The organism is Psychrobacillus sp. OK028, from assembly GCF_900103605.1.
Lineage (GTDB): Bacteria > Bacillota > Bacilli > Bacillales_A > Planococcaceae > Psychrobacillus.
The window spans coordinates 45,556-56,351 of the sequence record NZ_FNHY01000014.1 but is presented as its reverse complement, the minus strand read 5'-3'; the positions used below and the strand labels follow the sequence as shown (position 1 = coordinate 56,351).

Annotated in this window: 12 protein-coding genes and 1 rRNA gene; 12 read left to right on the top strand and 1 reads right to left on the bottom strand. The window is 36.2% G+C overall.

Features of this window, described 5'->3' with window-relative positions; genetic code table 11:
• The first annotated feature begins 224 nt into the window (after positions 1-224).
• From rrf to rsmI, 11 genes are all read left to right on the top strand, one after another.
• Positions 225-340 (top strand): 5S ribosomal RNA (gene rrf, locus BLR36_RS18040).
• Positions 341-805: 465 nt separating this feature from the next.
• Complete coding sequence (locus BLR36_RS18035) at positions 806-2,227, top strand: aminotransferase class I/II-fold pyridoxal phosphate-dependent enzyme (RefSeq protein WP_093063122.1); 1,422 nt, start codon at positions 806-808, stop codon at positions 2,225-2,227.
• Between the two features lie 2 nt (positions 2,228-2,229).
• Positions 2,230-2,871, top strand: coding sequence for a dTMP kinase (tmk, locus tag BLR36_RS18030; RefSeq protein ID WP_093063121.1), 642 nt, complete (start codon positions 2,230-2,232; stop codon positions 2,869-2,871).
• 45 nt (positions 2,872-2,916) lie between these two features.
• Positions 2,917-3,246, top strand: a complete 330-nt coding sequence (locus BLR36_RS18025) for a cyclic-di-AMP receptor (protein ID WP_093063120.1) — start codon at positions 2,917-2,919, stop codon at positions 3,244-3,246.
• 24 nt (positions 3,247-3,270) lie between these two features.
• The gene (locus BLR36_RS18020; RefSeq protein WP_175454121.1) at positions 3,271-3,711 is read left to right on the top strand and encodes a YaaR family protein; all 441 of its coding nucleotides are present in this window, start codon (positions 3,271-3,273) and stop codon (positions 3,709-3,711) included.
• Between the two features lie 150 nt (positions 3,712-3,861).
• Positions 3,862-4,869 (top strand): DNA polymerase III subunit delta', encoded by a 1,008-nt coding sequence (holB, locus tag BLR36_RS18015; protein WP_093063119.1) that lies wholly within the window; start codon positions 3,862-3,864, stop codon positions 4,867-4,869.
• Complete coding sequence (locus BLR36_RS18010) at positions 4,862-5,692, top strand: PSP1 domain-containing protein (protein ID WP_093063118.1); 831 nt, start codon at positions 4,862-4,864, stop codon at positions 5,690-5,692. The genes holB and BLR36_RS18010 overlap by 8 nt, the downstream gene beginning before the upstream one ends.
• 12 nt (positions 5,693-5,704) lie before the next feature.
• Positions 5,705-6,058, top strand: coding sequence for a DNA replication initiation control protein YabA (gene yabA / locus BLR36_RS18005; RefSeq protein WP_175454119.1), 354 nt, complete (start codon positions 5,705-5,707; stop codon positions 6,056-6,058).
• A gap of 64 nt (positions 6,059-6,122) precedes the next feature.
• Positions 6,123-6,869, top strand: coding sequence for a tRNA1(Val) (adenine(37)-N6)-methyltransferase (locus tag BLR36_RS18000; protein WP_093063116.1), 747 nt, complete (start codon positions 6,123-6,125; stop codon positions 6,867-6,869).
• Positions 6,856-7,119, top strand: a complete 264-nt coding sequence (locus BLR36_RS17995) for a GIY-YIG nuclease family protein (protein ID WP_093063115.1) — start codon at positions 6,856-6,858, stop codon at positions 7,117-7,119. Before BLR36_RS18000 ends, BLR36_RS17995 begins: the two co-directional genes overlap by 14 nt.
• Positions 7,119-7,997, top strand: a complete 879-nt coding sequence (gene rsmI, locus BLR36_RS17990; protein ID WP_093063127.1) for a 16S rRNA (cytidine(1402)-2'-O)-methyltransferase — start codon at positions 7,119-7,121, stop codon at positions 7,995-7,997. Before BLR36_RS17995 ends, rsmI begins: the two co-directional genes overlap by 1 nt.
• 146 nt (positions 7,998-8,143) lie before the next feature.
• Here the strand turns inward: rsmI and BLR36_RS17985 are convergent, their stop codons facing one another.
• The gene (locus BLR36_RS17985) at positions 8,144-8,425 is read right to left on the bottom strand and encodes an AbrB/MazE/SpoVT family DNA-binding domain-containing protein (protein ID WP_175454122.1); all 282 of its coding nucleotides are present in this window, start codon (positions 8,423-8,425) and stop codon (positions 8,144-8,146) included.
• Between the two features lie 335 nt (positions 8,426-8,760).
• Between BLR36_RS17985 and metG the strand changes: the two genes are divergently transcribed.
• On the top strand, positions 8,761-10,716 hold the full coding sequence (metG, locus tag BLR36_RS17980) for a methionine--tRNA ligase (protein WP_093063113.1): 1,956 nt from the start codon (positions 8,761-8,763) through the stop codon (positions 10,714-10,716).
• The last annotated feature ends 80 nt before the right edge of the window (positions 10,717-10,796 follow it).

Here is a 10,796-nt window from a genome sequence, read left to right as displayed (position 1 = left end):
GTGCAGCTGACGAATACTAATCGATCGAGGACTTAACCAAATTTGTTTAACGAAACAATGTCGTTTATCCAGTTTTGAGTGAACAAACACTCTATACATGAGGGTTTCAAGACACGAGTAATTCGAGGAAACAATTGAGAGAGGAAAGGAACGTACTAACGTACGTGACTGACCGAACGAATGAAGTTGACGAAGAAGTACGATGTGTATTGAAAGCCGAAGAGTCTAGTGATGATGGCGAAGAGGTCACACCCGTTCCCATACCGAACACGGAAGTTAAGCTCTTCAGCGCCGATGGTAGTTGGGGGTCTCCCCCTGTGAGAGTAGGACGTCGCTGGGCACCAAAGAAGAAGTCGTTACCGAGTTATATCGGTAACGACTTTTTTGTTATGGATTTTGTTAGAGAATATGATTGAATTATAAGTTATGGGCTATATCTACAATTTTATGGGCTATATCGCTTCCTTTATGGGCTTTAACAGCAATTTATCCATAAATCGTAGCCGCTTATGGGCTATTTTAATAGATTTCAGAGCTATCTTACTAAAAAGGAACAGCTGTCTATCTCATATTAGAAAAGTGTTTGAAAAATAGAGGTGCTCTGGAGTAACTCTTTTGTTTCTAATCTAAATACAGCTATGTAATCCATAGAGGCTTCTAAGATTCCAACTGCAACAAAAATAAATAGTATATTCGAAGTGTGCGCTTTATGCCTTGAAGAGCTATAACTCATTTCTATCCCTGTACTGGTAATTATTCATGTATAATAGAAGAAAGAAATTAGAACGTATCGTGAGGTAATATCATGCAGGAGAAAAGACCATTGGTTGAAGCATTGGAGCAGTTTTATAAGAAAAAGCCCATTTCTTTTCATGTGCCGGGACATAAACATGGACTTTTATCCAATTTGCCACTACCTATTAGGGATTCGATGCAATATGACTTGACTGAATTAAATGGATTGGATGATTATCACCATCCAGAGGAAGCTATAAAAGAAGCAGAGCAATTGTTAACTAAATTATATAATACAGATGCAAGTCTCTTTCTAGTGAATGGTACTACTGTTGGAAATCTAGCTATGATATTCGCAACTTGTCAGTATGGAGAACAAATTATTGTACAACGAAATGCACATAAATCTATTTTTCATGCTATTGAATTAGTTGGGGCTGAGCCAATTTTTGTATCACCCGAATGGGACGAACAAACTAAAACGGCATCCTACGTATCATTAACGGTAATGGAAGAGGCAATTCAACAATATCCATTTGCTAAAGCGGTTGTCTTAACCTACCCAAACTATTATGGGGTTTCCTCACCGGACTTGGAGGACATCATTAACCTTTGCCATAGTCTTCAGATGCCTGTGTTGGTAGATGAAGCTCATGGTGCGCATTTTCAAACGAATAAGGGGTTTCCAAAATCAGCGTTATTATATGGAGCTGATGTTGTTGTGCATTCAGCACATAAAACATTACCAGCATTAACGATGGGTTCCTTTTTACATATTCGTTCTCAATTGATTGATAGCAAAAAAATAAATAAATACTTAAGAATGTTACAATCTAGTAGTCCCTCCTATTTAATTCTAGCTTCTCTAGACGATGCAAGAAGTTATGTGGAAAGATATAGTTCAATGGATTTTAAACAGTTGATGGATAGAAGAGAAGTGTTTATAGAAGCTTTAGAAAGTATTCCATTAGTGGAAGTGGTTAAAGTAGACGATCCCTTAAAACTATTAATACGTGTTGGAAAGTATTCTGGTTTTCAGGTACAGCAAGCTTTTGAAAAACAAAATATATATGCGGAGCTAGCGGATCCATACCAAGTTTTGTTCATTCTTCCGTTACTAAAAGTGGAGCATGAATATGCATTCGCGGAGATTAGAAAGCGAGTAAAATATGCAATAGATAACTTGAAAAAAGAAATCCCAGACCGTGTGAACAATATAGATTATTTACATCAAAAGTCTATTTCTACTTTACAGATGAATATGGAATTATTGAGTGAGAAACAAGGGGAATGGATCCCTTATGTAAGGTCAATTGGAAGAATAGCAAAGGGGATGGTGGTTCCATACCCACCAGGGATCCCATTAATCTTACCAGGGGAAAAGATAACAGTTCCTATTCTGACTGAATTAGAAGAGTGGATTGAAAAAGGTGCTTTGTTTCAAGGAGAGCATCGACTAGAAGAAAAGTTAATATATGTGGTGGAGGAGTAACTGTGCAAAAAAAAGGGTATTTTATAACAAGTGAGGGTCCAGAGGGTGCAGGTAAAACTACTGTTATGAATTTATTAGGAAAACGATTAATAGATGAAGGCTACGATGTCGTAATGACAAGAGAGCCTGGAGGAATTATGATTTCTGAAAAGATTCGTAACATAATTTTAAATAATGAGCATACAATGATGGAAAGCCGTACCGAGGCATTATTATATGCTGCTGCAAGAAGACAACATCTAGTAGAGAAGATTCTTCCTGCATTAGAAGCTGGAAAAATTGTAATTTGTGATAGATTCATTGATAGTTCTTTAGCATATCAAGGATTTGCTCGTGGTATTGGTGTAGAGGAAATATGGGCGATTAATAAGTTTGCTATCGGAGACACGATGCCAGAAAAAACGCTTCTTTTTGATATTGATCCAGAAGTAGGACTATCTAGAATTAACGCACATAAAAATCGAGAAATAAATCGATTAGATGTTGAAAATTTAGCATTTCATCAGAAAGTACGTGCTGGTTATTTAGCATTAGTTGAAAAATATCCAGAAAGAATACAAGTAATAGATGCCTCGCAATCGGTAGAGAAAGTATTAGAGGAAACATATACAGTTATCAAACGGGAATTAGAAATTATTAGATAATTCATGGTATAATTAAAAGAAAAATAATAATAGGGGTGAGTATCGATGAAATTGATAGTAGCGGTAGTTCAAGATCAGGATAGTAATCGGTTGTCTAATGCATTAACAAAGGCAAAGTTTAGAGCAACAAAACTTGCAAGTACAGGTGGTTTTCTACGTTCCGGTAACACTACATTTCTAATCGGTACTGATGATGTTCTAGTAGCCTCAGCTTTAGAGCTAATTAGAGATAACTGTAGAGCACGAGAGCAAATGGTAGCACCTGTATCTCCAATGGGAGGAAATGCAGACTCTTATATTCCTTACCCAGTCGAAGTTGAGGTTGGAGGGGCTACTGTATTTGTACTTCCAATTGAACAATTCCATCATTTTTGATAATGAGGGAAGGAGTAGTAAAAAGTGAAGATTAACCAAGATATGCGTGTTGGTATAGATAATATTCGAAAAGATGCAATACAGAATGGAAATCAGACTGTTAAATTTGGTCAAATGATTACAAAACAAGAGCAGCGTATGCAGACGGAGACGATGACAAGACTTCTTGGAGATATTTCCACAGCGGGAGATCGTCTAGCACGTTCACGAAACTTACGTGATATGGCAAAGTTTAAAATGCTTATCCGAAAGTTTTTGCACGAAGCTGTCGATTTCGGAATGGGATTAAAACAGTCTCATACGTGGAATCGTTTTGGTGAAGGAAGAAAGTTAAAACTTGTGGAAACTATTGATGAAAAACTAGTAGAATTAGCGGAAGAAATTTTAAACCAAGAAAAAAGCTCTATAGACTTGTTAGATAAAATTGGAGAAATAAAAGGCTTACTTATCAATTTATACACGTAAGTTTCCCGTGTTTTCGCTCAATGCGAAACGCGGGATTTTTCACAAGAAATTATTTATTTATAACTAAGTACATACGTAGCTCCAGGGCAAAGCTCGTTGTAGAAGAAAGTAGGCACGAACTTACGCTTTTCTTAGAAAGAGGTGGAAGTGATGGAAAACTGGTCGATTGAGGACGTGGAAAGAATGCAACCAACCGTAGTGAAACAAATACAAACAATCGTATCCAAAAATCGAATAGGACATGCTTATATTCTAGAAGGGGCAAAAGGAACTGGGAAAGAAAAAGTCATGCAATTTTTTGTTCAGCTCATTTATTGCGAAAATCCGACAAAAAATGTTCCATGTGAAACATGTCGATCTTGTAAAAGGTTAAAATCCTCCAATCATCTTAACTTTATGCAGTTGGAACCTGATGGTCAGTTTATAAAAAAGGGACAAGTAGATGAATTGGTACATGCATTAAGTAAAACAACTATAGAAAAACAACGAAAAATATATGCCATACATCATGCAGATCAATTAAATACAAGTGCAGCAAATACGCTGTTGAAATTTTTAGAAGAGCCTCAAAGTGAAATAACGGCGATTCTATTAACGGATCGAATGCATGCATTACTTCCAACTATTCGCTCTAGATGTCAGCATTTTAGCCTATCTCCAATGTCAGCTGGAGTCTTAAAGCAAAAGTTAATCGAAGAGGGAATCACAGATTCCATGGCTTCTACTGTTTGCAAAATGACGAATCAAGTAGAAGAAGCAATTAATTTAGCAAAAGACGAGCAGTTTGGACTTGTAAGGAAATCAGTGTTAAAATTGGTTGAAGCGAATGGAAGAAGTGTTCAGGATGCATTGATGTGTATTCATGAAGATTTTGGTCCATTGCTCAAAGAAAAAGAGCAGGCAGAACAAGCGTTAGATTTACTACTATTCGCATATCGTGATATAGTAGCTATAAAAGCAAGTCCCATCGCAGATTGTACTTTTCCCGATATGATTTCTTATTGGAAGCAGATTGCCCTGCAAACAACGTATGAGCAATTATCGAAGCAATTAGAAATGATTTTACATGCAAAACAAAATTTGCATAAAAATATGAATCGGACTCTGATGATGGAGCAGTTGATGCTTAACCTGCAGGAGGGATTTACTTTTGTATAATGTTGTAGGAGTCCGCTTTAAAAAAGCGGGTAAAATATATTATTTTGATCCAGTGGATTTTACTTTAGAGAAAGACGATTATGTAATCGTCGAAACAGCTAGAGGAGTAGAGTATGGTAAGGTTGTTGTCCCTATTAAGCAAGTTGGAGAACATGATGTTGTACTTCCTTTAAAACAAGTAGTAAGACCTTCTACGGATAAAGATCGTATCCAAGTAGAAGAAAATAGATTAGAATCAGCTCAAGCACTTGCATTAGGAACTGAGAAGATTATCGAAAGAAATCTTGAAATGAAGTTAGTTGACGTTGAATATACATTCGACCGAAACAAAATTATTTTCTATTTTACTGCAGAAGGTCGAGTAGACTTCCGAGATTTGGTAAAAGATTTAGCATCAGTATTTAGAACTCGTATTGAGCTTAGACAAATAGGAGTTCGTGATGAAGCAAAAATGTTAGGTGGTATTGGTCCTTGTGGTCGCATGCTTTGCTGTTCTACATTTTTAGGAGATTTTGAACCAGTTTCTATAAAAATGGCGAAAGATCAAAACCTATCATTGAATCCATCTAAAATTTCTGGACTTTGTGGCAGACTTATGTGTTGCTTGAAGTATGAAAACGATGAATATGAAACTGCTAGAGAGCAAATGCCGGATATTGGGGACAAAGTCGAAACACCTGATGGACTAGGTAGAGTAGTGAGTATGAATATTTTGGAACGAGTTTTACGTATAGAATTACCTGATCCACAACGCGTTCTAGATTATACGTTAGAAGAAATTACAAACCATGCAACAAATCAGGTGCAATGGTCGGGGCAATGAGGTGAATGTGTGATGGACCGCAATTTTTTTGATACAATTATAGATTTTGAAAAACAATTAGAGTCCACGCAGCTGCAATTTCGCGCTTTAAAAGAATTTGTGGCGATAATGGTTGAAGAACGGGAAGCGCTACAACAAGAAAATAATCATTTAAGACAACGACTCGATGAAATCCACGAAAAAGAAGCAATGCTTGAAAAAATGAGAGATGAGAAAGTAAACAAGTTTGATGTGGGAGAGGGTCACGATAATTTAGCCCGACTCTATCAAGAAGGCTACCATGTGTGTCATGTTCACTTTGGAAGTTCTCGAAAAGAAGAAGATTGTCTATTTTGTCTTTCATTTTTAAACAAACAAAACACATAAACATTTGACTGATGCCACTCCATAAGTGGGTGTCAGTCTTTTATTTTGCTTGGGGGTAATAATTATGGAACAATGGTTAAAGGATGACGAACGACTCGATTATTTATTGGCAGAGGATCTACGCATTATTCAAAGTCCTTCTGTTTTCTCTTTTTCTTTGGATGCAGTTTTGCTCGCAAGATTTACATATGTACCGATTAAAAAAGGAAGAATTGTAGATATTTGTTCAGGAAACGGGGCAATACCATTATTCCTAAGTGCTCGAACAACGGCAGAAATTATAGGAGTAGAATTACAAGAAAGACTTGCTGATATGGCTACAAGAAGTGTTCAGTTTAATAATCTCACCGACCAAATTACAATTAGGCAGGCAGATGTAAAAGGAATTGCTAAAGAGCTTGGTTCTGAAAAATTTGATGTTGTTACCTGTAACCCTCCTTATTTTCCAGCTCATGAAGCAAGTGAGAAAAACTTAAAAGAGCATTTAGCAATTGCCCGACATGAGATTCACCTAACATTGGATGAGGCTGTTCAATCTGCTAGCGAACTATTAAAACAAGGTGGAAAAGCAGCTTTTGTTCATCGTCCCGGGAGACTTCTCGATATCATAACTGCGATGAGAGCCAATCGATTAGAGCCAAAGAGAATTCGTTTCATTTACCCAAAAGAAGGAAAAGAGGCAAATACATTGCTAATCGAAGGGATAAAAGATGGAAAGCCTGACTTGAAAATACTACCTCCATTATATGTGTATGGAGATGATGGAAAATATACACTAGAAGTAAATGAGATGCTGTATGGAAAAGAATGAAAAACAGCATACTTTTTACGTGTTAGAATGTAGTGACGGATCCTATTATGCTGGCTATACGAATGATTTGGTGAAAAGAGTCCGGGTACATAATGAGGGAAAAGGTGCTAAGTATACACGGGCAAAAGGGCCTGTCAGTTGTATATATAGTGAATGTTTCGAAACAAAGAAAGAGGCCATGCAAGCAGAGTATGCTTTTAAACAGCTGACGAGAAAACAAAAAATAGATTATATGGGGGCAAGTAAATGATGAAATCTCAAAAATCGACCGAGCATGAACAAAGTAGCTGCTTGTATTTAGTTGCAACTCCCATTGGTAACTTAGAAGATATGACGATGAGAGCTATTCGCATATTAAAAGAAGTAGATATTATTGCAGCAGAGGACACCAGAAATACGAAAAAGTTATGTAACTACTTTGAGGTTTCTACCCCACTTATCAGCTATCATGACCATAATCTACAGGCTGGTGGAGAAAAATTATTAGAATTATTGAGAGAAGGGAAACGCATAGCACTAGTGAGTGATGCGGGGCTTCCATGTATTTCTGACCCTGGTGCAGATATTGCTGCAAAGGCAGTAAAAGAAGGCTTTGCGGTTGTACCAATCCCTGGAGCAAACGCAGCACTGAGTGCACTAATTGCATCGGGACTTACGACACAGCCCTTTTTCTTTTATGGGTTTTTAAGTCGCAATAAAAAAGAAAGAAAAATAGAAATTGAAAAACTTCAAAAAAGACAAGAGTCCGTCATTCTATATGAGTCCCCACATCGCTTGAAGGAATCATTACGAGACATGCAATCTATTATAGAAGGAAGTCGAAAGATTGTATTGGCACGAGAACTAACTAAGAAGTTTGAAGAGTTTTTAAGAGGTACCATTAACGAAGCAGTTGTATGGGTGGAACAGGCAGAGATTCGAGGAGAATTCTGTATTGTTTTAGAAGGAAACGAAACTGCGTCTGACACAGTGGAAGAAACACAGTGGTGGGCAGAACTAACATTAGAGGAGCATGTGGATCAACTAATAGCAGAAAAACAATACACCTCAAAGGAAGCTATTAAAGAAGTAGCAATCCAAAGAGGTCTTTCTAAGAGAGAAGTCTATCAAAATTATCATGTTGATTAGAAAAGCACAATCGCCTATGTCAGTCCCGACAACGTTAATCTGCGATGAGCATTGCGCTAGAGCTAGACATAGAATCAGTAAAGATTTATTTTATTATTTCTATAAAAAGAACCGTAAACTTTATTAGTTTACGGTTCTTTATTTAATTATTTTAGGTTAGTTTGAATCTCTTTGATTAGTAATTCTGCACCTTCTGGACTTAGAATCAGTTTTCCACCAACTAGACGAAGGTTGTCATCTGAAACTTCACCAGTTACAGCACAAGTCATATTTGGCATATATTTTTTTAGAATGATTTTGTCATCATCAACATAAATCTCTAAAGCATCTTTTTCTGCAATACCTAGTGTGCGACGTAATTCTATTGGAATAACTACGCGACCTAATTCATCAACCTTACGTACAATACCTGTAGACTTCATAAAAATTTTTCTCCTCTCAAGAGTGCATATTTTTCGCCAAGATTCGACATAAACCTCTTTTATGTAATATATCATACCAAGTACTACCATTTTCGTCAATAATTAATGCTTTAGTATAAGAGAGTAAAATAATAATATTTTGATAATAATATATTGATTTATTAAAAGTTTGACTATTTTTATAGAAAATAGGAATTATTTTGATATATTATCTAGTTTTTTCAAATTTATGGTTTGGAAAATTTCATTCGACAATCTAGCCTAAATGAATTGATTGAAACAAACTCTTCATTTCGTTAGAATAAAGAATAAAGAGAATCAACATTGGAGGCATCTTTACATTGAAAGATCAACAGAAAACATTTTATTTAACAACTCCCATTTATTATCCGAGTGGAAAGTTTCACATTGGAACAGCTTATACAACCGTTGCTTCCGATGCAATGGCCAGATATAAAAGACTTAGAGGATATGATGTTCGTTTCTTAACAGGAATGGATGAGCACGGGCAAAAAATTCAAGAAAAAGCACAAGAAGCAGGAAAAGAGCCTCAAATTTATGTAAATGAAATTGCAGAAGCGGCAAAAAAAGTATGGGCGTTAATGGATATTTCTTATGACGATTTTATTCAGACAACAGAGGAACGTCATACAACAATAGTGGAGAAAATATTCCAAAAGTTCTTAGATAATGGAGACATTTATAAGGGAGAATATGAAGGGTGGTATTGTACACCTTGTGAATCTTTCTTTACTGAGACACAGTTAATAGAAGGAAACTGTCCAGACTGTGGTCGTCCAGTTCAAAAAGTGAAAGAGGAATCTTACTTCTTTAATATGAAAAAGTATGCCGATCGTTTATTAGCATATTACGAACAAAATGTAGAATTTATAGAGCCAGAATCTAGAAAAAATGAAATGGTCAACAACTTCATTAAACCAGGACTAGAAGATTTATCGGTATCCAGAACATCCTTTGATTGGGGGATTAAAGTACCTGGAGATCCTAAACATGTAATTTATGTATGGGTAGATGCCTTAACAAACTATATTACTTCACTCGGTTATTTATCAGATGATGATTCTCTATTCCAAAAATTTTGGCCAGCAGATGTTCATGTAGTAGGAAAAGACATAGTTCGTTTCCATACTATCTATTGGCCGATATTCCTAATGGCTTTAGATTTACCACTTCCTAAAAAGGTATTTGCTCATGGGTTTATTATGATGAAAGACGGCAAAATGTCTAAGTCGAAAGGAAATGTTGTATACCCAGAAATGTTAGTAGAACGTTATGGATTAGATGCAACGCGTTATTTCCTATTGCGTGAGTTACCTTTTGGTCAAGACGGGGTATTCTCTCCAGAGTCGTTTGTAGAGAGAACAAACTTTGATCTTGCGAATGATTTAGGAAATCTGTTGAATAGAACTGTTTCTATGATCAATAAATACTTTGATGGGAAAATTCCAGTAAGTCAAAGTAAAGCAACAGAATTTGATGCAACCTTAGAGGATTTTGCAATAGAAACAATTGAAAAATATGAAGCAAATATGGAGAAAATGCAATTTAGCTTAGTACTTGGAGATTTATGGGCTTTAGTATCCCGCACAAATAAGTATATTGATGAAACACAGCCTTGGGTACTTGCAAAAGACGAAGCTACTAAGGGACAGCTAGCTTCCGTCATGACTCATTTAGCAGAAAGCCTTCGCCAAATTGCCACACTTGCTCAGCCGTTTATGACGAATAGTCCTAAGCAAATCGCGGAGCAGCTTGGTTTTACAGAGGATTATTTGCAGTGGAATCATTTAGGTTCATTTACAGTGATTAAAGACGGAACAGCTGTTATAAAAACCGGAGTTCCAATTTTCCCACGATTAGATGTAGATATAGAAGTTGCATATATTCGTGAGCAAATGCAAGGATCTGTCCAAACACCTCAGGAAGATGAAAAAGAAGAAGAGCCTCAAGCCGAAGAAATTTCGATTGATGACTTTTTCAAGGTAGACTTACGTGTCGCTACTGTTTTATCCTGTGAAGCAGTGCCAAAAGCAGATAAGTTATTAAAGCTGCAATTAGATATGGGTTATGAAAAACGTCAAGTGATTTCTGGTATAGCGCAATATTATAAACCAGAAGACGTTATCGGTAAGAAAGTAATTGTAGTAGCAAATCTGAAACCTGTGAAGCTAAGAGGAGAGTTATCTCAAGGAATGATTCTTGCAGGTGAAAAAGACGGATATTTAACACTTGCTACTGTAGATGAAAAACTTGAAAATGGTGCGCAAGTAAAATAAAATTGCAAAAAGACCTGTCAAATTATGGACAGGTCTTTTTATTTCAATAGTATTTTTAGATACTATTTTACTGGTTATTT